Origin of the sequence: Polaromonas eurypsychrophila (genome assembly GCF_014641715.1) — a bacterium.
Taxonomy (GTDB): Bacteria; Pseudomonadota; Gammaproteobacteria; order Burkholderiales; family Burkholderiaceae_C; genus Polaromonas; species Polaromonas eurypsychrophila.
In genome coordinates, this window is the sequence record NZ_BMIG01000007.1 from 117107 (window position 1) to 139057 (window position 21951).

General features: G+C 62.7%; 22 protein-coding genes. 16 read left to right on the forward strand and 6 right to left on the reverse strand.

Features of this window, described 5'->3' with window-relative positions; all coding sequences use genetic code 11:
• The first annotated feature begins 23 nt into the window (after nt 1-23).
• The 6 genes from IEX16_RS11445 (at nt 24) to IEX16_RS11470 (ending at nt 5835) form a co-directional block, all read left to right on the forward strand.
• Nucleotides 24-1346: a homoserine dehydrogenase gene (locus IEX16_RS11445; protein WP_188708703.1), complete on the forward strand. Its 1323-nt coding sequence runs from the start codon at nt 24-26 to the stop codon at nt 1344-1346.
• A complete protein-coding gene (locus IEX16_RS11450) occupies nt 1346-2863 on the forward strand; it encodes a threonine synthase (RefSeq protein ID WP_188708617.1) in 1518 nt (505 codons plus the stop codon). The genes IEX16_RS11445 and IEX16_RS11450 overlap by 1 nt, the downstream gene beginning before the upstream one ends.
• A gap of 343 nt (nt 2864-3206) precedes the next feature.
• Nucleotides 3207-3740 (forward strand): molybdopterin-guanine dinucleotide biosynthesis protein B, encoded by a 534-nt coding sequence (mobB, locus tag IEX16_RS11455; RefSeq protein ID WP_188708618.1) that lies wholly within the window; start codon nt 3207-3209, stop codon nt 3738-3740.
• Nucleotides 3737-5002 carry a molybdopterin molybdotransferase MoeA gene (locus tag IEX16_RS11460; RefSeq protein ID WP_188708619.1) on the forward strand — a complete coding sequence of 422 codons (1266 nt, stop codon included), beginning with the start codon at nt 3737-3739 and terminating at the stop codon, nt 5000-5002. The genes mobB and IEX16_RS11460 overlap by 4 nt, the downstream gene beginning before the upstream one ends.
• A gap of 17 nt (nt 5003-5019) precedes the next feature.
• Nucleotides 5020-5271, forward strand: coding sequence for a MoaD/ThiS family protein (locus IEX16_RS11465; RefSeq protein ID WP_188708620.1), 252 nt, complete (start codon nt 5020-5022; stop codon nt 5269-5271).
• Entirely contained in the window at nt 5272-5835 is a 564-nt protein-coding gene (locus IEX16_RS11470; RefSeq protein WP_188708621.1) for a molybdenum cofactor biosynthesis protein MoaE, read from the forward strand.
• A 12-nt stretch (nt 5836-5847) separates the two neighbouring features.
• Here IEX16_RS11470 and IEX16_RS11475 read toward each other — a convergent pair whose 3' ends face one another.
• Entirely contained in the window at nt 5848-6342 is a 495-nt protein-coding gene (locus tag IEX16_RS11475; RefSeq protein ID WP_188708622.1) for a MarR family winged helix-turn-helix transcriptional regulator, read from the reverse strand.
• 105 nt (nt 6343-6447) lie between these two features.
• Between IEX16_RS11475 and IEX16_RS11480 the strand changes: the two genes are divergently transcribed.
• Nucleotides 6448-7455 carry a tripartite tricarboxylate transporter substrate binding protein gene (locus IEX16_RS11480; protein ID WP_188708623.1) on the forward strand — a complete coding sequence of 336 codons (1008 nt, stop codon included), beginning with the start codon at nt 6448-6450 and terminating at the stop codon, nt 7453-7455.
• 97 nt (nt 7456-7552) lie between these two features.
• Nucleotides 7553-8791 carry a flavin-dependent oxidoreductase gene (locus tag IEX16_RS11485; RefSeq protein ID WP_188708624.1) on the forward strand — a complete coding sequence of 413 codons (1239 nt, stop codon included), beginning with the start codon at nt 7553-7555 and terminating at the stop codon, nt 8789-8791.
• Between the two features lie 28 nt (nt 8792-8819).
• Here IEX16_RS11485 and IEX16_RS11490 read toward each other — a convergent pair whose 3' ends face one another.
• On the reverse strand, nt 8820-9428 hold the full coding sequence (locus tag IEX16_RS11490) for a hypothetical protein (RefSeq protein WP_188708625.1): 609 nt from the start codon (nt 9426-9428) through the stop codon (nt 8820-8822).
• 104 nt (nt 9429-9532) lie between these two features.
• Between IEX16_RS11490 and clpB the strand changes: the two genes are divergently transcribed.
• From clpB to IEX16_RS11510, 4 genes are all read left to right on the forward strand, one after another.
• The gene (gene clpB, locus IEX16_RS11495) at nt 9533-12133 is read left to right on the forward strand and encodes an ATP-dependent chaperone ClpB (RefSeq protein ID WP_188708626.1); all 2601 of its coding nucleotides are present in this window, start codon (nt 9533-9535) and stop codon (nt 12131-12133) included.
• Between the two features lie 86 nt (nt 12134-12219).
• Nucleotides 12220-13152: a histone deacetylase family protein gene (locus IEX16_RS11500; RefSeq protein ID WP_188708627.1), complete on the forward strand. Its 933-nt coding sequence runs from the start codon at nt 12220-12222 to the stop codon at nt 13150-13152.
• Between the two features lie 8 nt (nt 13153-13160).
• Complete coding sequence (locus IEX16_RS11505) at nt 13161-13358, forward strand: hypothetical protein (RefSeq protein WP_188708628.1); 198 nt, start codon at nt 13161-13163, stop codon at nt 13356-13358.
• Complete coding sequence (locus IEX16_RS11510) at nt 13351-14082, forward strand: transporter substrate-binding domain-containing protein (RefSeq protein WP_188708629.1); 732 nt, start codon at nt 13351-13353, stop codon at nt 14080-14082. Before IEX16_RS11505 ends, IEX16_RS11510 begins: the two co-directional genes overlap by 8 nt.
• A gap of 105 nt (nt 14083-14187) precedes the next feature.
• On the opposite strand, the gene IEX16_RS11515 is transcribed toward IEX16_RS11510, so the two are convergent.
• The 4 genes from IEX16_RS11515 to IEX16_RS11530 all read right to left on the reverse strand — a co-directional run bounded on the left by IEX16_RS11515 (nt 14188) and on the right by IEX16_RS11530 (nt 16838).
• Nucleotides 14188-14436: a DUF3297 family protein gene (locus IEX16_RS11515; protein WP_188708630.1), complete on the reverse strand. Its 249-nt coding sequence runs from the start codon at nt 14434-14436 to the stop codon at nt 14188-14190.
• A gap of 35 nt (nt 14437-14471) precedes the next feature.
• On the reverse strand, nt 14472-15185 hold the full coding sequence (locus IEX16_RS11520; protein ID WP_188708631.1) for a YebC/PmpR family DNA-binding transcriptional regulator: 714 nt from the start codon (nt 15183-15185) through the stop codon (nt 14472-14474).
• Between the two features lie 145 nt (nt 15186-15330).
• Complete coding sequence (locus IEX16_RS11525; RefSeq protein WP_188708632.1) at nt 15331-16035, reverse strand: glutathione S-transferase N-terminal domain-containing protein; 705 nt, start codon at nt 16033-16035, stop codon at nt 15331-15333.
• Nucleotides 16036-16166: 131 nt separating this feature from the next.
• Nucleotides 16167-16838 (reverse strand): hypothetical protein, encoded by a 672-nt coding sequence (locus IEX16_RS11530; RefSeq protein WP_188708633.1) that lies wholly within the window; start codon nt 16836-16838, stop codon nt 16167-16169.
• A 291-nt stretch (nt 16839-17129) separates the two neighbouring features.
• Here IEX16_RS11530 and IEX16_RS11535 point away from each other — a divergent pair, with 291 nt between their 5' ends.
• The 4 genes from IEX16_RS11535 to IEX16_RS11550 all read left to right on the forward strand — a co-directional run bounded on the left by IEX16_RS11535 (nt 17130) and on the right by IEX16_RS11550 (nt 21909).
• On the forward strand, nt 17130-17927 hold the full coding sequence (locus IEX16_RS11535; protein WP_188708634.1) for a LytTR family DNA-binding domain-containing protein: 798 nt from the start codon (nt 17130-17132) through the stop codon (nt 17925-17927).
• Nucleotides 17928-18081: 154 nt separating this feature from the next.
• Nucleotides 18082-18945, forward strand: a complete 864-nt coding sequence (locus IEX16_RS11540; protein WP_188708635.1) for an FAD binding domain-containing protein — start codon at nt 18082-18084, stop codon at nt 18943-18945.
• A 43-nt stretch (nt 18946-18988) separates the two neighbouring features.
• A complete protein-coding gene (locus IEX16_RS11545) occupies nt 18989-19477 on the forward strand; it encodes a (2Fe-2S)-binding protein (RefSeq protein ID WP_096696434.1) in 489 nt (162 codons plus the stop codon).
• A gap of 29 nt (nt 19478-19506) precedes the next feature.
• Entirely contained in the window at nt 19507-21909 is a 2403-nt protein-coding gene (locus IEX16_RS11550; RefSeq protein WP_188708636.1) for an aerobic carbon-monoxide dehydrogenase large subunit, read from the forward strand.
• Nucleotides 21910-21951 lie beyond the last annotated feature (42 nt).

Here is a 21951-nt window from a genome sequence, read left to right on the forward strand (position 1 = left end):
CCAACATGACGACATCGACGACCATGAAACCGATCAAGGTAGGCCTTCTGGGCATGGGCACCGTGGGCAGCGGTGTGTTCACCGTCCTGAAACGCAACCAGGAAGAAATTTTCCGTCGCGCGGGTCGCCGCATTGAGATCGCCATGGTGGCCGACCTGGACACAACACGCGCGCAGGCTGCTGCGGGCTCCGGCGTGGAAGTGGTTGCCGATGCACGCAAGATCATCGCCAACCCCGAGATCGACATCGTGATTGAGCTGATTGGCGGCTACGGCATCGCCAAAGCGCTGGTGCTGGAAGCGATTGAAGCCGGCAAACATGTGGTCACCGCCAACAAGGCGCTGCTGGCCGTGCATGGCACAGAGATTTTTGCGGCGGCGCACCGCAAGGGTGTGATGGTCGCGTTTGAAGCGGCGGTGGCCGGCGGCATTCCCATCATCAAGGCACTGCGCGAAGGCCTGACCGCGAATCGTATCCAGTGGATCGCCGGCATCATCAACGGCACCACCAACTTCATCCTCAGCGAAATGCGCGACAAGGGCCTGGACTTTGACGTGGTGCTAAAAGAAGCGCAGCGCCTCGGTTACGCCGAGGCCGACCCGACCTTTGACATCGAGGGTGTGGACGCCGCGCACAAAGCCACCCTGATGTCGGCGATTGCCTTCGGCATCCCGGTGCAGTTTGACAAGGCTTATGTCGAGGGCATCACCAAGCTGGGCGCGCAGGACATTAAATACGCCGAGCAGCTTGGTTACCGCATCAAGCTGCTGGGCATCACCAAACAAACGGCCAAGGGCATCGAGCTGCGCGTGCATCCCGCGCTGGTGCCGGCCAAAAGGCTGATTGCCAATGTCGAAGGGGCGATGAATGCCGTGGTGGTGCAGGGCGACGCTGTGGGCACCACCCTGTATTACGGCAAAGGCGCGGGCAGCGAGCCCACGGCCAGCGCCGTGATTGCCGATCTGGTCGATATAGCACGCCTGCATGGCGCCGATGCCGCGCAGCGCGTGCCGCATCTGGCTTTCCAGCCGCAGTCCATGAGCGACATGCCGATATTGGCCATGAGCGAAGTGGTCACCAGTTATTACCTGCGCCTGAATGTGGCCGACGAGGCCGGCGTGCTGGCCAAAGTCACCGGCATCCTCGCCGAAGCCGGCATCAGCATTGATGCCATGCTGCAGCGCGAGGCCGACGAGGTGGGCGGCGAGGGCGCGACCCAGACCGACCTGATCATCCTGACGCACGACTGCATGGAAGCGAAGATGAATGGTGCACTCGCGCAGATGCAGGCGCTGCCCACCGTGCTGTCACCGATCACGCGCATCCGAAAAGAAGAGTTGGCTTGATGATGTATGTCTCCACGCGCGGCCACGCGGATCGCAAGCGTTTTTGCGAAATCCTGCTCGAAGGCCTGGCGCCCGACGGCGGCCTCTATCTGCCCGAGACCTACCCCCAGGTCAATGCAGCCACGCTGGAGCAATGGCGCACGCTGCCCTATGCCAGCCTGGCCTTTGAGGTGCTGTCGCTGTATATCGACGACATCCCGGCGGCCGACCTGAAGGCGATCTGCGAACAAACCTACACCGAAGAGGTGTTCGGCACGAAAGAGATCGTTCCGCTGCGCCAGCTCGAAAACGGCCTGTATATAGAAGCCCTGTCCAACGGCCCGACCCTGGCCTTCAAGGACTTGGCGATGCAGTTGCTGGGCAACCTGTTCGAGTATGAACTCGCGCGCCGAGGTGAAGAGCTCAACATCCTGGGCGCGACCAGCGGCGACACCGGCAGCGCGGCCGAATACGCCATGCGCGGAAAAAAGGGCGTGCGGGTTTTCATGACCTCGCCCGAGGGCCGCATGAGCCCTTTCCAGCAGGCGCAGATGTTCAGCCTGCAGGACGAAAACATCCATAACCTGGCGCTCGAAGGCGTGTTCGACGACTGCCAGGACATTGTCAAGGCGGTGTCCAACGATCTGGACTTCAAGCGCAAGTACCGTATCGGCACCGTCAACTCGATCAACTGGGCACGCCTGATGGCGCAAGTGGTTTACTACTTCGCCGGTTACTTTCAAGCAACGAATGTGGCCCCCACGCTTGCCGCTTCGCGTATTACGCTGCCCCCCGAGGGGGCCGCTGCGCCTGCGGACTGGCAAAGCCAGATCCGCGGCCCCGGTTTGAATAAGACCACGCTGCCTCGGGTCAGCTTTGCCGTACCCTCCGGCAACTTTGGCAATGTTTGCGCTGGTCATGTGGCGCGCATGATGGGCTTGCCGATAGCGAAGCTGGTGGTCGCCACCAACGAGAACGACGTGCTCGACGAGTTCTTCCGCACCGGCGTCTACCGCGTGCGGGCCAGTGCCGACACGCACGAAACGTCCAGCCCGTCGATGGACATCTCCAAAGCGTCCAACTTCGAGCGCTTTGTGTTTGACCTGTTGGGCCGCGATGCGACGCGTGTGGCCGACCTGTTCGGTGCGCAACTGTCCACGCAGGGGCGGTTCGACCTCAGCGGCGATGCGGTGTTTCAGTCGGCGGCGCAGCACTACGGTTTTGCCAGCGGTAAAAGCACCCATGCCGACAGGCTGGACACCATTCGCGACACCTGGAAGCGCTTCGGCACCCTGATTGACACTCACACCGCCGACGGCCTGAAAGTCGCGCGCGCGCACCTGCAACCGGGCGTGCCCATGGTGGTGCTGGAGACCGCCTTGCCGATCAAGTTTGCCGAAACGATTGAAGAGGCGCTGGGCCGCCTGCCGGACCGGCCGGCGAAGTTTGAAGGCATCGAGGCCCTGCCCAAGCGTGTGTATTTCATGCCAGCCGACCTTGCGCTGGTGAAGGCCTACATCGCCGACAATGTGATTTAAATCAGCCTTCAGCCCACGGCTGGCGGGCGCAAGCAGCTATCGAATTAGGGCCTGTTAATGCTATTTTGCAAATGCGAACGGGGTGAAAACAGTGCCAATCAAGGCGCGCGACGACGCCCAGACTGGGCGTCTGGGCAAGGAGTGCAACGCCGAGTGGCGCTGTTTTCACCCCGTTCCCTTCGGGTTGCGATCAAAAAGGCCCTGCGCGGCGTTGCAAAGCCTTGTCGGGGGCCTACCCCGACGGCGTTTTGCGCCTTGCTCAGCGCCTTTTTGACTCGCAACGCATCTTGCAAAAATAACGTTAACAGGCCCTATAGCTAACCAGGATCGGTGAAATCTGTTTATGAACGTGGTTGCATTTGCCGGTTATTCCGGTTCGGGTAAAACAACGCTGGTCGAGAGTCTGATTCCCGCGCTCAAGCTGCGCGGCTTGCGGGTGTCGATCGTCAAACATGCGCACCACAAATTTGACATCGATCACCCCGGCAAGGACACCTGGCGGCACCGGCAGGCCGGCGCCTTCGAGGTGGTGGTGGCCTCGGACAGCCGGCTGGCACTGATGCGCGAGTTCGAGAAGCCTGCATCGCTGACGGTGCATCACTTGATCGCCGAACTCTATGACGGGGTGGACTGGGTGCTGGTCGAAGGTTTCAAGAGCAGCGACCTGCTCAAGGTCGAGGTCTGGCGGGCCGAGTCCGGCAAGCCGGTGCGTTATCCTGACGACGACTTTGTGGTCGCCATCGCCACCGACTCACCGGCTCAGTTGCCGCAAACCACCCTGAGGCCAGTGCTGGATTTGAATAACGCCGAGGCCGTGGCGCAGTGGCTGATCGACAATCAGGATCGGTTTGTCTACAACGCAGAGATGCACGTATGAACACAGCTCGCGCCGCCAACGCGACTTCCGCAGCTTCCCGTCCGCCGCTGCGCCCGCTCGACGACGCGCTGGCCGAATTGTTGGCCCATGCCGTGCCGCTGGCGGGCAGCGACAGCGTCTCCACTTTCGACGCCGACGGCCGCGTGCTGGCCGCTGACGTGGTCTCCGCGCTGCAGGTGCCGCCCGAAGACAACAGCTCCATGGATGGTTACGCCGTGCGCAGCGCGGACCTGACCTGCGAGGGCGTGGTGCTGCGGGTGTCGCAACGCATTGCGGCCGGCAGCAGCGGCGGCGCGCTGGAGCCCGGCACGGTGGCCCGCATTTTTACCGGTGCGCCTATCCCTGCAGGCGCTGATGCGGTGGTGATGCAGGAAGATTGCGAACCGGTCGCGGACCGCGAAGGTCTTGTCAGCGTCCGACAGCTTCCGAAAGCCGGCCAGTGGATTCGCCGCGCCGGTGAAGATGTCACGCGCGGCGCCACGGTGCTCTCAAAAGGGGAGCGTCTCACACCCGCTGCACTTGGGCTGGCGGCCAGTATTGGCATGAATTTGCTGCAGGTCGCGAAAAAGCCGCGGGTCGCGCTGTTTTCGACCGGTGATGAACTCGTGATGCCCGGCGAAGTGACGCCCGGGCAAATGCGGCCCGGCGCGATTTACAACTCCAACCGCTTTTTTCTGCGCGCTTTGCTTACACGCATGGGTTGCGAGGTCACCGACATGGGCATCGTGCCGGACCGGCGTGACGCCACGCTGGACGCGCTGCGCAGCGCGGCCGCCGCGCATGATCTGATCCTGACCAGCGGCGGTGTCTCGGTGGGTGAAGAAGACCACATCAAACCCGCCGTGCAGCAGCTCGGCTCGCTGGACTTGTGGCAGATCGCCATCAAGCCCGGCAAACCGTTTGCCTACGGCAAGGTCGGTGGCGCGCACTTCATCGGCCTGCCGGGCAACCCGGTGTCCAGCTTCCTGACTTTTCTGGTGCTGGTGCGGCCGTTTCTGCTCAAGCTGCAGGGCGCCAGCGACGTGGTGCCTGCGCCTGTGCCCATGCTTGCGCATTTCGACTGGCCGCGTGCCGACAAGCGCCGCGAGTTTTTGCGCGTGCGGCGCGATGGTGCCGGCGGACTCGATCTGTTTGCCAACCAGAGCTCGGGCGTGCTGACCTCGGCGGTCTGGGGTGACGGTGTGATCGACAACCCGGCTGGCCAAACCATTCGCCATGGTGATACCGTGCAATTCCTGCCATTCTCGGCGCTGCTGTCGTGAAAGCTGAAGGCCTTGTCATGAAAATCACGGTTAAATATTTTGCATCCATCCGCGAAACCATCGCGCAGGGCAGTGAGTCGCTGGACACTGCCGCCGGCACGCTGGGCGCCTTGCGTGACGAACTGATCGCACGCGGGCCGGTGTACGCGGAGAGCCTGGCGCGCGGCAAGGCGGTGCGCATGGCGCTCAATCAGGTGATGGTGGACGAATCAGTGGCGCTGGTGGACGGTGCCGAGGTGGCTTTTTTTCCGCCGGTGACGGGAGGTTAAGTGAAGGCCCGCGTCAGCATACTGACCGCTGATTTCAATCTCTCGGATGAGATTGCAGCACTGCGCGCCGGTGACAAACGTGTCGGTGCTGTCTGCAGCTTCATCGGAACAGTGCGCGATCGCAATATGGCCCCCACGCTCCGCACTGACGTGTCGTCGCTGTCCCCCGAGAGGGCTGAACTTGCTCGGGGCGGCCCTTCGCTGCGTTCGATGGGAGCGCAAGACGAAGTACTTTCCATGGAATTGGAGCATTACCCCGGCATGACCGAAAAATCGATTGAGGCAATGATTGATGAGGCGCACAAGCGCTTTGACATTTACGGCGCCCGCGTGATTCACCGCGTCGGGCTGCTGCAGCCACTGGAGCAGATCGTGCTGGTGGCCGTGACCTCGGCGCACCGTGGCGAAAGTTTTCAGGCCTGCGAGTTTTTGATGGACTACCTCAAGACCCAGGCGCCGTTCTGGAAAAAAGAACAGACACCGGACGGCGCGCGCTGGGTCGATGCACGAATCAGCGACGATGCCGCGCTGTCCAAATGGGGCATCCAGGCCAGCAACGGCTGAAGCGGTGCGGGTTCAAACCATTTCGTCAGCGCCTCGGCCGGGTGGCACAAAGGCCGCCCGCGCCTCGGCTTCCAGACCAGCGGTCAACACCTGCAGCAGGTCCACCAGTTGTGCTTGCTGCTTCTTGTCCAGCGGTGCCATCAGGCGGCCGTAGGCACGTTCGGCAGGGTCTTGCGCGGTTTTCAACAACGCCAGCCCGGTCTCCGACAGCGAAATCGACAAATTGCGCCGACTCATCGGCGCGGGCACCCGCGCTATCAGCCCCCGCTTTTCCAGCCCGCGCAGCACGCGCAACACGGTTACCTTGTCAAACCCCAGCGCCCGCGCCAGGCTGGACTGGTCCAGGCCGGGGCTGGCGCGCAGCACGCTGAGCACGCCAAACTGGGCCGGCGTCAACCCGACGCTGCGGCACTCGTCTTCAAAAACTGCGGCAGATATCTGATGCGCGCGGCGCAGCAAAAAACCGGGGCGTGCGTAAAGTTGGGAGAGGTTATGAAATGCAAGCACGGCAGTAAAAAGTTCTCGTTGATTCTTGCTCTAAGGGAATTCAGGGATTGTGCCTTGCCAACTTTACACAATACTCGTTAGCATGCAAACCAATTGAGGTCTTTGATGGTCATCTTTTCCTGCTCTTGCCGCCAGCTCGCGCTGCGCACTGGCTTGCTGCTGGCCGCTGTGGCCGCCAGCACGGGCCTGCTGGCCCAGACCGCGCCGGCCGCCAATGCCTTGCCGCAGGCGCCGATCCGGCTGATAGTGCCTTTCACGCCGGGCACTGGCATCGACCTGATCGCCCGCACAATCGGGCCAAAACTCTCGGAGCGGCTCGGCCGGCCGGTGGTGGTGGACAACCGCGCCGGCGCCTCAGGCAACATTGGCACTGAAGCGGTGGTGCGCGCCGCGCCCAACGGCAGCACCTTGCTGGTGACCGTCAACACGCTGGTGATGAACGCTGGCCTGTACCCGCAACTGCCCTTTGATCCGGTGAAGGATTTGACGCCGGTGACGCTGACCAGCTGGGGCCAATTGATCCTGGTGGCGAACCCGAAGACCGGTTTCAAGACCGCGGGGGAGATGGTGGCAGCCGCGCGCAAGGCGCCGGGCCGCATCAATTACGGTTCGCCCGGCGTTGGTACGCCGCATCATTTGTCGATGGAGCTGTTCAAGGCCACGGCCCGCGTGTTTGTGACGCATATTCCCTACCGCGGCACCGGCCCGGCACTGACCGACCTGCTCGGGGGGCAGATCGAGGCCATGTTTCTGCCCATCCATGTCGCTTTGCCGCATGTAAAGTCGGGCCGGCTGGTGGCACTGGGCATCGGCAGCGACAAGCGGCACCCGCTGTTGCCCGAGCTGCCGACGCTGGCCGAGGCCAAAGCCGGCAATGTCAGCGTCGACATGTGGTACGGCATTTTTGCGCCGCCTGGCATCTCGCCGGAATTGGTGGCTTTATTCAACCGCGAGATCAGAGACATTTTGCTCAGCGACGAGGTCAGGAAAGCCTTTCAGACCCAGGGCATGGACCCGAGCGGCAGCACGCCGGGCGAGTTCAAAAACCTGGTTGAGACGGACGCCAGGCGCTGGGCGCAACTGATCAAGGCCCAGGGCATCACCGCCAACTGAGAATCTGATTTGCTACTGAATTGATAGCTGTTGGCGCCTGCCTGCTATGGGCTGGATGCCGATTTGATGCATAAAAACGAGCAACCCACGAGAACACATGAAGATAACCATCGTCGGCGGCGGCATAGGCGGCCTGAGCCTGGCACTGGCCCTGCACCAGCGCGGCCTGGCCTGCGAGGTGTATGAAACCGTGCCTGAGGTGAAAGAACTCGGCGTCGGCATCACCTTGCTGCCGCATGCCATGCGCGAGCTCGCGGCACTGGGCCTGCAGGCGTCCATCGAGGCGGTCGGCATCGAAAATGAGGAAAGCGTGTTTTTCAACCGCTTCGGCCAGTTCATCTACAAAGAGCCGCGCGGCCGCCATGCGGGTTACGCGCTGCCCGAGATCGGCATTCCGCGCGGCAAGCTGCACCGGCTGCTCTACGAAGCTTGCTTGGCCCGCCTGGGCACGCACGCCATCCACACTGACCACCGCTGCACCGGCGTGACGCAGGACGAGAGCGGCGCCACGGTGCAGTTCACGCAGACATCGAGCGGCGCGGTCCTGCCACCGGTGCGTGCCGACGTGGTGATTGCCTGCGACGGCGTAAATTCGACCGTTCGCCGGCAGTTTTATCCGGATGAAAAAGTCGCGTTTGCCGGCATCAACACCTGGCGCGGCGTGACCCGGCACCAACCCATCCTGACTGGCAAGAGCTACATGCGCATCGGCGCCATCGACACCGGCAAGATGGTGATCTACCCCATCGTTGACCGGCTGGATGACGAGGGCCACCAGCTGATCAACTGGGTGGCCGAAATCCAGCGTGACAACGCGGCCATGAACGACTGGAACCACGCCGGCGACGTCAAGGACTTCCTGGACATCTTCAAGGACTGGCGCTTTCCGTGGCTGGACGTTGCCGCGCTGATTGCCAACGCCGAGCAGATACTCGAGTACCCGATGGTGGACAAGGACCCGGTGCCGCAGTGGACCTTTGGACGTGTGACCTTGCTGGGCGATGCTGCGCACCCGATGTACCCGCGCGGCTCCAATGGCTCGGCGCAGGCCCTCATCGACGGGCGCACGCTGGCCGAACAACTGGCCGGCGCCGGCGGGGACGGCCGCGCCGCACTGCTGGGGTATGAAAAACTGCGGCTGGCGCTTACGGCAAACATTGTGCTGACCAACCGCTCGGTGCCGCCGGACTTCATCAACATCAAGGTCGATGAACTCAGCGGTGGCAAGCCTTTTGCCAACATTGATGAGCTGATCAGCCAGGAGGAGCTGCGCGAGATTTCGGAGAACTACAAAAAAGTCGCCGGCTTTTCACTCGAAGCGGCCAAGGCTGGCTGAAGACTGCTTCAGCCCGGAGCCGGGTAGCTCAATTCAGGTATTTGGGCTTGGACAGATCCAGACTCAGGTCGGCCTGCTCGGTTGTGGTGGCCACTTCTTCCAAGGGCGAGATCACGGGCAAATGCAGCCACTGTGAGGCGTTCAGGCTCTGGTGCAGCAGATGCAACAGGCCGTTGCTCAATTTCGGGTCCATCATGACCTGAAAGTTGCGTACGGCTTCCTGGCCAGGCAGTTTTTCGAACAGCTGCAGCCGCAGCTGGCCGCTGCCCAGCAGGGTCACCTTGACCTCTGTCAACAGCAGCGGCTCGGGGCCCAGCACCGGATCGGCCGGGGTGCTCTGGCGGTCCTGATAGGGCGTTTCGAAATCTCCGCTGCGCAGCGCGGCCTCGGTTTCAAAGGCCGCCAGCAATCTCCCGCGCTGATCGTCGAGGCTGATGGCGGGCATCGCGGTGGTGACGGCTGCAGCGGCGACTTTCTTGATCTGCTCCGAGGTGGTCTGACTCAAGATGGGCAGCAGCGCCAGCGCCAGGCGCCGCGTCAGCCAGGCGCGCAACTCGCCACCTTCCTTGCCATTGATGCGTATCAACAGGCGGTCCTGTTCGTGGACGTAGCTGACCGACATCTGGTGTATGTTCATGGCAGGGATTTTAGTCTCCTGTCGCGGACAGGCCGCTGCCCGGACTATTGAAAATGCCCGATTTCAGCCCCAGATGAACAACAATCAAATTCAAGGGACGCCCCATGCGCCAGGACAAACTCACCACCAAATTCCAGGAAGCCCTCAGCGACGCGCAATCGCTCGCGCTGGGCCACGACAACGCCTACATCGAGCCGGCCCACCTGCTGGCCGCCATGCTGGGCCAGGACGACGGCCCCAAGGCCTTGCTGCAGCGCGCTGGTGTCAATGTGACCGCCTTGCAGGCTGCCATTGACGCTGCCGTCAACAAGCTGCCCACGGTCTCGGGTCAGGAGCAGATTCAGGTCGGCCCCGAACTGGCCAAGCTGCTGCAGGCGACCGAGAAGGAGTCGATCAAACGCGGCGACCAGTTCATCGCCGGCGAGCTGTTCCTGCTGGCCGTGGCCGACAGCAAGGCCGAAGTTGGCAAGCTGGCCAAAGAGGCCGGCCTGACGCGCAAGGCGCTCGAATCAGCTATCGACACGGTGCGCGGCGGCGAGAAGATGGACAGTCCCGAGGCGGAAGGCCAGCGCGAAGCGCTCAAGAAATACTGCATGGACCTGACCGAGCGCGCCCGCCTGGGCAAGCTGGACCCGGTGATCGGCCGCGACGACGAGATCCGCCGCGCCATTCAGGTGCTGCAGCGCCGCACCAAGAACAACCCGGTGCTGATCGGCGAGCCCGGCGTCGGCAAGACCGCGATTGTGGAAGGCCTGGCCCAGCGCATCGTCGCGGGCGAGGTGCCGGAATCGCTCAAGGGTAAACGCGTGCTGTCGCTCGACATGGCGGCCTTGGTGGCGGGGGCCAAGTTTCGCGGCGAGTTTGAAGAGCGTCTGAAAACCGTTCTCAAGGAACTGGCGAAGGAAGAAGGCCAGACCATTGTCTTTATTGACGAGCTGCACACCATGGTGGGCGCCGGCAAGGCCGAGGGTGCCATGGACGCCGGCAACATGCTCAAACCTGCGCTGGCGCGTGGCGAGCTGCATTGCGTGGGCGCCACCACCCTGGACGAATACCGCAAGTACATCGAGAAAGATGCCGCGCTGGAGCGCCGCTTCCAGAAAATCCTGGTCGGTGAGCCTTCGGTGGAGGCCACCATTGCCATCCTGCGCGGCCTGAAAGAAAAGTACGAGCTGCACCACGGCGTGCAGATCACCGACCCGGCCATCGTCGCCGCAGCCGAGCTCAGCCACCGCTACATCACCGACCGGTTTTTGCCCGACAAGGCGATTGATCTGATTGACGAAGCCGCCAGCAAGATCGCCATCGAGCGCGACTCCAAGCCCGAAGTCATGGACAAGCTGGACCGCCGGCTGATCCAGCTGCAGATCGAGCGCGAGGCCGTGCGCCGTGAAAAAGACGAGTCCTCGCAAAAGCGCTTCGGCCTGATCGAGGAAGAGATCATCAAGCTGCAAAAGGAAATCTCCGACCTCGACGAAATCTGGCAGGCCGAAAAAGCCCAGGCGCTCGGTTCCAAGGACGTGATGGAAGAGATTGACCGCATCCGTTTCCAGATCGAGGAGCAAACCCGCAAAGGCGACTTCAACAAGGTCGCCGAGCTGCAATACGGCAAGCTGCCCGAGCTGGAAAAACGGCTCAAGGAAGCGCAGGACGCCGAGGCCAGCAAAGGCAAATCGGACGCTCCCACCTTGCTGCGCACCCAGGTCGGCGCCGAGGAGATCGCCGAGGTCGTCGCGCGCTCTACCGGCATTCCGGTCAGCAAACTGATGCAGGGCGAGCGCGACAAGCTGCTGCTTATGGAAGGCAAGCTGCACGAACGTGTGATCGGCCAGGACGAAGCCATAGGCGCGGTGGCCAACGCGATCCGCCGCTCGCGCTCGGGTCTGAGTGACCCGAACCGCCCGACCGGCTCTTTCCTGTTCCTGGGCCCCACCGGCGTCGGCAAGACCGAACTCTGCAAGGCACTGGCTGGCTTTCTGTTCGACAGCGAAGACCACCTGATCCGCATCGACATGAGCGAGTTCATGGAGAAACATTCGGTCGCCCGCCTGATCGGTGCGCCGCCCGGTTATGTGGGGTACGAGGAGGGCGGTTACCTGACCGAAGCCGTGCGCCGCAAGCCCTATAGCGTGCTGCTGCTCGACGAGGTCGAGAAAGCGCACCCGGATGTCTTCAATGTGCTGCTGCAGGTGCTGGACGACGGCCGCCTGACCGACGGCCAGGGCCGCACCGTGGACTTCAAGAACACCGTCATTGTCATGACCAGCAACATCGGCTCACCCATCATCCAGTCCATGGTTGGCAAGCCGTATGAAGAGATCAAGGATGCAGTAACGGATGAGCTGAAAAACTACTTCCGGCCCGAGTTTCTGAACCGGATTGACGAGACCGTGGTGTTCCATTCGCTGGACGCGAAAAACATCGAGTCCATTGCCCGCATCCAGTTGCAGACGCTGATCGCGCGCCTGCAGAAGATGGAGCTGACGATGCAAGTCTCGGAGGCAGCGATTGCAGAACTGGCCAAGGTGGGCTTCGATCCGGTGTTCGGTGCGCGGCCGCTCAAGCGCGCGATTCAGCAGCGCATCGAGAACCCGCTGAGCAAGCTGCTGCTCGAAGGGCGCTTTCCGCCCAAGAGCTTGATTCCGGTGGACGTGGACCCGGTGCTCGATCCCGGCGTGTTCAGGTTTGACCGCGCGGTGGGTTGAACGGGGGCTGAACGAAACGAAGAGAGCCCGCCTCTTCAACCGGGAGGCGGGTTCGCTATCATGGGGATCCACCTACTGCGACCACCATGACCACCCTAATCTACACCCACGCAGCCTGTTTCAACCACAAGCCCGGTCCACACCACCCCGAGTCGCCCGAGCGTCTTGAAGCCGTGCTGCAGGCGCTGAAAACGCCGGCGTTTGCTGGTGCGGTCTGGCGCGATGCGCCGCTGGCCTCCTTCGAGCAGGTGCTGCATGTACATACGCCCGACTATGTGGCGCAGGTGCAGGCGGTGTCGCCGACCGAGGGCTACCGTGCGCTCGATGCCGGTGACACCATCCTGTCGCCTGGTTCGCTGGAGGCGGTGATGCGTTGCGTGGGCGCAGCCTGTGCCGGCGTCGACGATGTGGTGTCCGGCGAAGCGGCCAATGTTTTTTGCGCCACACGTCCCTGCGGCCATCATGCCGAGGCGGACCAGGCCATGGGTTTTTGCGTGTTCAACCAGGCCGCCATTGCCGCATTGCATGCGCGCGAGCAACATGGCATCCAGCGTGTGGCGGTGGTGGACTTCGATGTACACCACGGCAACGGCACGCAGAACTCGTTTTACGACGACCCCGACCTGTTCTACGGCTCCTGCCACCAGTCGGAGTTTTACCCCGGAACCGGCGAACGCCATGAAACCGGTGTGGCCGGCAATATCGTCAACGTGCCCTTTCCGCGCGGCACGGGCTCAAGCGCCTTCCGCGCCGCCATGACAACCCAGTTGCTGCCGGCCCTGCGCAAGTTCGCGCCCGGGCTGCTGATCATCTCCGCCGGTTTCGATGCGCATCACCTGGACCCGTTGGGCGGGCTGCAGTTCACCGACGACGATTACCACTGGATCACCCGCGAGTTGATGAAGGTGGCCGATGAAAGCGCCGATGGCCGTGTGGTGTCCGTGCTTGAAGGTGGCTACAGCCTGGAAGGCCTGGCCAGCGGCACAGCGGCGCACGTGCGTGCGCTGATGAGCGATTGAGGACGTCCATGGAACGCAAACTCCGGGTCGGTCAGCCCATCACCCCTGAAGAATTCGACGAACTGTCCGACGCGCAGCTTGAGCGTCTTGTGCCCAAGGCATATCGGGAGTTCTTTCCCGGCAAGGACGATTGCGCCGATGGCTATTTCTATTTGCACGACGGCACCGCGTGGAGTTTTTACAAGGGAGGCTTCCTCGATGACTGATCTGGCTAAATTGGCGCAGGAGTTCGCGCCTGGGGGCAGGCTGCGCGCATCGCTGAACATGGGCAACCCGGTGCTCGCGCACAGCCACACGGCCACAGAAAAGCCCGCAGGCGTCACCATCGACCTGCCGCGTGAATTTGCGCGTGAGCTGGGCGTGGCGGTGGATTTCCTGCAGTTCGATACCGCTGCCAAATCGGTTGCGGCGCTGGCCGGTGGCGAGGCCGACGTCGGCTTCATGGCGATTGATCCGCTGCGCGCCGAGACAACGCATTTCACGCCAGCCTATGTGCAGATCGAGGGTTACTACCTCGTTCCCGAAGACTCACCGATCCGGACCAATGCCGACGTGGACCGCGCCGGCACGCGCATCGTGATGGGCGCCGGCAGCGCTTACGGCCTGTACCTGCAGCGCCACATCCAGCACGCCACGCTGATTCAGGTGCCGACCTCTGAAGCTGTGGTTGATGCCATGCTCAAGGACGGCCTGGACGTGTCGTCCGGCGTGAAGCAGGGGCTGCAAGCGGACGCTCAGCGTGTATCCGGCGTGCGCCTGCTGGGTGAGCGCTTCATGGTGATCAACCAGGCGATGGCCATGCCGAGGGCACGCAGCGCAGCAGCGGCTGCCTTCCTGGATGATTTTGTCGCCCGCATGAAGCACACTGGTTTTGTTGCCGCTTCGCTCGCGCGCCATGCCATTGTTGGTGCGACCGTCGCTGACAACTGAACTTCTGCTGGGCAGGCGCTCTTTTTTTGATAGCTGCCTGCGCCCATTGCTTATGAGCTGGAGGCCTTTTCTGTTGATGAACTACGGGCGGGGCCGGGTCGCCGGCTATTTGTAAAACGCCTCGACCTTGCCCTTGAGCCTGATCATCAGCGGCTGGCCCTTGCGGTCCAGCGCCTTGCCGGCCGGCACTTTGATCCAGCGTTCGCTGATGCAATACTCCTCCACATCCGAGCGCTCCTTGTCATTGAAGCGGATGCCGATGTCATGTTCGAACACGGCGGCGACGTGGTGCGGGCTGCGGGGGTCCACCGACAGGTGATCTGGCAAGGGGGGGAAGGTGGTGGCGTCGTTCATGCGGATGGGATTTAACGTGGAATGAGGCTGCGGGTCTAGTTTCCCAGGCCTGCGTAAATTGTCTGCACATCGTCGTTGGCATCGATGGCGGCGAGAAAAGCTTCGACTTCTTCCAGTTCGGCGGCGCCCAGGGTCGCCGGGTCCACCGGGTTTTTCGGTTTGTAGCCGAGCTTGGCAGACAGCACGGTAAAGCCCTGGGCCGGCAACGCGCGGCTGACAATGTCGAGGTCGGTGGCATCGGTGATAAACAGCGTGCTGCCTTCTTCCTCCCCGGCCTCGAAGTCCTGTGCGCCGGCTTCAATCGCGGCGAGTTCCGGGTCAGCGCCTGGCGCTGCGGGCTCGGCCTCGATCATGCCGACATGGTCGAAGTCCCAGGCCACCGAGCCCGAGGTGCCGAGCTGACCTTTGCGGAACAGCACCCGCATCTCGGGCGCGGTGCGGTTCAGGTTGTCGGTCAGGCACTCGACCATGACCGGCACGCGGTGCGGCGCGAAGCCTTCGTAGATCACATGCTCGAAATGCACAGCCTCACCGGTCAGGCCCGCGCCCTTTTTGATGGCGCGTTCCAGTGTGTCTTTGGGCATGGAAACCTTGCGGGCCTGTTCCACCACAAGCCGCAAACGCGCGTTGAGCGCCGGGTCGGCGCCGCTGCGCGCGGCGACCATGATCTCCTTGGCAAGTTTTCCGAAGACCTTGCCTTTGGCATTGGCCGCCAGTTCCTTGCCTTTTGCTTTCCACTGCGCGCCCATGCTTGAAATTCCTTGAGGTGTATCAGAGGGGCCCGCGCTGACGACAGCCGTGCGCGGGACCGAAGGCCTTGTTTATACACCCTGCGAAGCTGCTTCAACCTGGGTTGCCGGACTGGCTGGGGCGCAGGCCTGGCGGGCGCGCCGCCTAGGCGCGCGCGGGAATGTTCAGGCCCTTGATGACCGCCGGCCGTGCGACGAAGCTTTCCAGCACCCGTTTGACGTTGCTGAAGCTGTCAAAACCGACCAACTCGCCAGCGCCGTAAAAACCGATCAGGTTGCGCACCCAGCCGAAGGTCGCGATGTCGGCAATGGTGTAGTTGTCGCCCATGATCCAGTTGCGCCCTTCAAGGCGTTTGTCCAGCACGCTGAGCAGGCGTTTCGATTCGGTGACGTAGCGGTCACGCGGACGTTTGTCTTCGTAGTCTTTGCCGGCAAATTTGTGGAAGAAACCGAGCTGGCCGAACATCGGGCCGATGCCGCCCATCTGGAACATCAGCCACTGGATGGTTTCGTAGCGGGTCGCGGCATCTTGTGAGAGAAACTTCCCGGTTTTCTCGGCCAGGTAAATCAGGATGGCGCCGGACTCGAACAGGGCCAGCGGTTTTCCGCCGGGGCCGTCAGGATCGAGGATGGCGGGAATCTTGTTGTTTGGGCTCAGCGACAAAAATTCCGGCGACAACTGGTCGTTGGTCGCGAAATCCACCAGATGCGGCTCGTAGGGCAAGCCGGTTTCCTCCAGCATGATCGACACCTTGACGCCATTGGGCGTCGGCAGCGAATAGAGCTGAATGCGCTCGGGATGGAGTGCCGGCCATTTCTGGGTGATGGGGAAGGTGGAAAGATCGTTCATGGCGGGGTGGTGCGGTCTGGGGTGGGCTGTTGTTTGAACGGCAACTGTAGCCCAAGCCCACGACAGGCGTGTTCGTATTCCGCGCTGCGGCGGGACCGCCGGTGTGGCGGGCTTTTGGCGACGCGGCCCGGTCAAGCCCGGTTGCGCAGAGTGAAGAAACCCCGGTACAGCGCCACACTGATCACCATGCCCCAGGTCATGCCGACAAACATGCCACCCAGCATGCCGGGCAGGGTGCTGTTTCCGGCCGACAGCGGCCAGCGCGAAAACCACAGTGCGCCCGCCGTCATGCCGACCAGCATCCAGCCGGAACACAGCAGGTTCTGCGCAAACAGTGAACACAGGTAGCGGCCGCAATGGGGCCGGAGCAGCCTCAGGCTGGGGATGGCGAGCAGTCCCCCGGCCAGCATGCCAGCATGCATGCCGGGCAAAAACTCGAGGTGCAGCCGGAGGCTGTCCACGAAGCCGAGAGACGTGGCCTGGGTGCACAGGCTGTCCAGCCGGGCCGGGCCGACTTGGCCGACGTCGTACAGCAAGCCCAGCAACATGCCCCCGAAGCCGAGCGACAGCATCACCTGGGGCGGCGACAGCCCGACGCGTTGCGGACGCACCCAGGCCAAGGCAGCGCAGCCCGCAGCCACGGCTATCAGTGTCAGAACCACGATGGTGGGAAGGTCTTTGTTGCCGGCTGCGCCGGACTGGCCCAGCGACCAGAGTGTCAGCCCGGCGAGCAGCACCAGAACCGCCGGGGTGAGGGCGGCCGAACCCATGCCGCGCGCCAACCAGTGAGGGTGGGTGTTCACGGGACTTGTCATTGCATCTGCCCTGTCTTCCAAGGGGGGGACACACGGTTTACGTACTCGGGTAAACCCCGTAGCGACACGGCCGCAGCCGCATCAACATCCCGTGGCCTACATTCAATAGAGGGGCGCATTTGCTTCTTCATGAGTCAAAACTCTAGCCGTTGCCTGGCTTGGAGGCCCAGCGTATTAACGAAGCGCGACTGGGATGCATGAGTGCCCACCTGGCGGCACGAAAGCGATCCCGGCGCGTGGTTTGCAATGGTTTTGGCCTGCCTACAACATGGTATTTTGATGAAAACCTGTCCCGCTGGTTCCCCGTCGCGCGGGCCGTCAAGCTCGTGGCTTTATCTGCTGGAGCGTTTTGACGTCGGCGTGGTTCATCTTGACCTTGAGCTGCGGGTGATGGGCATGAATGACTACGCACGGCGCAGCCTGCCTGTGGCCGAAAAAATGCCGTTTGGCAAACTCGTGACCTCCTTTCATCCCGAAGCGGCCAGGGCCAAGGTGAAGTTTCTGCTGGGACAGGCCGAGTGCCCGGTGAACAACGCGCCGCCCATGGCCATGATGATCAATATCCCGGACCGGATGCTGCTGATCAAGGTGTCCAAGATCGGCGATGCCCAGGGCGCCACGACGGGCTACACCCTGGTTTTTTATGACATCACCGAGGTGGTCAGCCAGGAAGTCGAAGGCGGAGCCACACGCAGCGCGCGTGAAGGCGGCGAAAAGCGGCAACTGCGCAAGATTCCAACCATCAAGCAGAACCGCGTGCTGCTGGTGGATGTGCCCAGTGTCTCCTTCATCCGTTCCGAGGGGCACTACACCTGGGTGCATACCGGTCACGGCAACCAGTTCTGCAACCTCAATATTGGCGACCTCGAGACCCGGCTCGATCCGCAGCTGTTCCTGCGCGTGCACCGCAGCTACATCGTCAATCTGTCCCATGTCGACGAAATCGTGCGCGGCGACGGCCGAATGACGCTGCGCATGATGGGATCCCCCCCGGTCGAGATTCCGGTGTCGCGTGCAAGCGCGCCGCGCCTGCTGGAGCAACTGGGGCTGGCGGACGCCATACCGGCCAAAATCTGATCCGCAGATTTTCATGCATGACGAATTTTCATTCGTGCAATCATGCTGCCGTTCGTGCGGTGTGAGCGACGGTTGATTGCTTAGCTTCCCCAGCCGAATCGGCTGGCGCTAGAGTCGCGCTTCTAAAGGCCCCTGGGCCGCCTAAGGAGACAACGTGATTCCACCCTCATTTGCGTACCACGCGCCCCGCTCCATTGGCGAGGCGCTTTCCCTGCTGACCGAGCTGGGCGACGATGCCAAGCTGCTCGCCGGCGGACACAGCCTGCTGCCCATGATGAAGCTGCGTTTTGCCCAGCCGGGCGTGCTGATCGACATCAACCGGATTCCCGAGTTGCGCGGGATCCGCGAGGAGGGCGGCAAGATCCGTATCGGCGCGATGACGACCGAAAGCGAGCTGATTGCCTCCCCGTTGCTGCAGGAGCATCTGCCGCTGCTGGCCGAGGCGGCCCGCATGATCGCCGACCCGCAGGTGCGCAACCGCGGCACCATAGGCGGCGACATCGCCCACGGCGACCCGGGCAACGACCACCCCGCGATTGCGATGGCGCTTGATGCAAGCTTTGTATTGCAGGGACCGGCGGGCGAGCGCCAGGTGCCGGCCGTCGATTTTTTCCACGGCACCTACATGACGGCCTTGGCCGAGAACGAAATCCTGACCGCCATCCTGGTGACGCCTTTCGCGTCGGGTACCGGTTATGCCTACCAGAAGCTCAAGCGCAAAACCGGTGACTGGGCCACGGCCGGTGCCGCCGTGGTGATGCGCATGGCCGGCGGTGTGGTGACGCAGGTCAGCATAGGCCTGACCAATGTGGCGCCGACGGCGCTGCGTGCCCGCGATGCCGAGAAGGCGTTGATCGGTCAGCCTGTCAATGACGCCTCGCTGGCCGCGGTGGTGCAGGCGGTGCGCGCGGTGTGCGACCCGGCGGAGGACTTGCGCGGCGATGTTGAGTACAAGACCGCGATGGCCGGTGAAATGGCGAAACGCGCCATTCTTGCCGCTGCCGCGCGCTGCCGTTGAACCCGCAGAAGAAGAACAAGCAGATCTACAGGAGACCCAGGCGATGATCAAGAAAATTGTTTCCATGACCCTCAATGGCCGCAAGGTGGAAGAGGCGGTCGAACCGCGCACGTTGCTCGTGCACTTCCTGCGCGAGAAGATGAGTCTGACCGGTGCCCACATTGGCTGCGAAACCAGCCACTGCGGCGCCTGCACGGTGGACATTGACGGGCAGTCCGTCAAGAGCTGCACGCATCTTGCCGTGCAGTGCGACGGCAGCGAGATCAAGACCGTGGAGGGGCTGGCCAATGCCGGCGTACTGCATGCGGTGCAGGAAGGCTTCTACAAGGAGCATGGCCTGCAGTGCGGTTTCTGCACACCGGGCATGCTGATGCGCGCTTACCGTTTCCTGCAGGACAACCCGGACCCGACCGAAGAGGAAGTGCGTGTCGGCATGTCGGGCAACCTGTGCCGCTGCACCGGTTACCAGAACATCGTCAAGGCGGTGCTGCACGCCGCCCGGGTACTGCAACAAGACAAGGTCGCCGCGTAAGCGCAGGCGCCCATCCAAAGGAGACACGAATGAACGCACCAATGAGTGATCGGGAAAAGGCCCTGATGGGCATGGGCGAGTCGCGCCTGCGCAAGGAAGATGCACGCTTCATCCAGGGCAAGGGTAATTACGTCGATGACATCAAGCTGCCCAATATGGTGTTCATGGACATCGTGCGCTCGCCGCTGGCCCATGCCCGCATCAAGCGCATCAACAAGGAGGAGGCGCTGAAGATTCCGGGCGTGCTGGCCGTGCTGACTGCCGAAGACCTCAAGCCGCTCAAGCTGCACTGGATGCCGACCCTGGCCGGGGATGTGCAGGCGGTGCTGGCCGATGAAAAAGTGCACTTCCAGATGCAGGAAGTGGCGGTGGTCATCGCCGAAGACCGTTATGCCGCTGCCGACGGCGTGGAAGCCGTCGAGGTGGAATACGAGGAGCTGCAGGCCGTGGTGGACCCGTTTGAGGCACTCAAGCCCGGGGCGCCGGTGCTGCGTGAAGACCTGGCGGGCAAGACCGACGGTGCGCACGGCAAGCGTTACCACCACAACCACATCTTCACATGGGATGCCGGCGACAAGGAGGCCACCGATGCCGCCTTTGCCAGTGCGGCCGTCACGGTCAAGCAGGACATGTTCTACCCGCGCGTACACCCCTGCCCGCTGGAGACCTGCGGCGCGGTTGCCTCGTTCGATCCGGTGCGCGGCGAACTGACGACCTGGCTGACCAGCCAGGCGCCACACATCGTGCGCACGGTGGTGTCCATGCTCTCGGGCATTCCCGAGTCCAAGGTGCGCATCATCTCGCCGGACATAGGCGGCGGCTTCGGCAACAAGGTGCCGATCTACCCCGGTTATGTGTGCGCCATCGTGGCCTCCATCGTGCTGGGCCGGCCGGTGAAGTGGATCGAGGACCGCATCGAGAACATCTCAAGCACCGGCTTTGCCCGGGACTACCACATGACCGGCGAGCTGGCCGCCACCGCAGATGGCAAGATCCTGGCGTTGCGCACCAATGTGATCGCCGACCATGGTGCCTTCGACGCCTGCGCCGACCCGACCAAGTTCCCGGCCGGCATGTTCCACATCTGTTCGGGTTCCTACGATATTCCGTCCGCCTACTGCAAGGTGGACGGGGTCTACACCAACAAGGCGCCGGGCGGCGTGGCTTACCGCTGTTCGTTCCGCGTCACCGAGGCGGTGTACCTGGTCGAGCGCATGGTGGACGTGCTGGCGCAGAAACTGAACATGGACAAGGCCGAGATCCGCGCCAAAAACTTCATCCAGCGTGAACAGTTCCCGTACACCTCGGCATTTGGTTTTGAATACGACTCGGGCGATTACCAGACCGCGCTGGACAAGGTGCTCAATGCCGTGGACTACAAGGGCCTGCGCGCCGAACAAGCCAAAAAACGTGCCGACCCGGCCTGCCCGACGCTGATGGGCATCGGCTTGGTGACCTTCACGGAAGTGGTGGGCGCCGGCCCGAGCAAGATCTGCGACATCCTGGGTGTGGGCATGTTCGACTCGTGCGAAATCCGCGTGCACCCGACCGGCAGTGCGATCGCCCGCATGGGCACCATCTCGCAGGGCCAGGGTCACCAGACCACCTACGCGCAGATCATCGCCACCGAGCTTGGCATCCCGTCCGAGGTGATCCAGGTCGAGGAGGGTGACACCAGTACTGCACCCTACGGGCTTGGCACCTATGGTTCGCGCTCCACGCCGGTGGCCGGCGCCGCGATTGCGTTGGCCTCGCGCAAGATCCACGCGAAAGCCAGGAAGATCGCCGCGCACCTGCTGGAAGTCAGCGAAGCCGATCTCGAATGGGAAATCGACCGTTTCAAACTGCGTGGCAATGACGACAAGTTCAAGACCATGAAGGACATTGCCTGGGCTGCCTACAACCAGCCGCCACCCGGACTGGAGCCGGGGCTGGAGGCTGTGCATTATTACGACCCGCCCAATTTCACCTTCCCCTTCGGCATCTACCTGTGTGTGGTGGACATCGACAAGGGCACGGGCGAAACCAAGATCCGCCGCTTCTATGCGCTCGACGACTGCGGCACCCGCATCAACCCGATGATCATCGAGGGCCAGATCCATGGCGGTCTGACCGAAGGTTTTGCGGTGGCGATGGGGCAACTGCTGTCGTTTGACAAGCAGGGCAACATCCAGGGCAACTCGCTGATGGACTACTTCCTGCCGACCGCGGTGGAAACGCCGAAGTGGGAAACCGATTACACGGTGACGCCGTCGCCGCACCACCCGATCGGTGCCAAGGGCGTGGCAGAGTCCCCGCACGTGGGCAGCATTCCGACCTTCACAAGTGCAATGGTCGACGCGTTTGCTCACCTTGGCGTGACCCATTTCAACATGCCGCACTCGTCCTACCGCGTGTGGCAGGAACTGAAAAAAGCGGGCCTCACCAGCTGACACGGCGCCGGGCCCGACGGGTACGCGACGGCGTACCTGCCT